Genomic DNA, 250 nt, shown 5'->3' with positions numbered 1-250 from the left:
ATTATCGGTTATTTAATGTCATTGATGATTTCAATCGCGAAGGCCTTGCCATCGAGGTCGATTTGTCTTTGCCGGCTGAGCGGGTTGTACGAGCCCTTAATCAGATCATTGAATGGCGAGGAAAGCCTCGACAGATACGTTGTGATAATGGCCCTGAATATATTAGTAAGTTGCTGGAGCAATGGGCTAATAAAAATCAGATCCAGTTGGTTTTTATTCAACCAGGAAATCCACAGCAAAATGCTTATAT

1 protein-coding gene is annotated in these 250 nt (G+C 41.6%); it reads left to right on the top strand.

The features are described 5' to 3' along the window. Positions 1–250 (top strand): DDE-type integrase/transposase/recombinase (locus Ldro_RS16865; RefSeq protein WP_238584039.1); only part of this gene is annotated, 250 nt, incomplete at both ends.

It is taken from the genome of Legionella drozanskii LLAP-1 (assembly GCF_001467585.1).
Classification (GTDB): domain Bacteria; phylum Pseudomonadota; class Gammaproteobacteria; order Legionellales; family Legionellaceae; genus Tatlockia; species Tatlockia drozanskii.
Note: the sequence above shows the minus strand (reverse complement) of the source record. Positions and strands in the feature narration are given on the sequence as shown.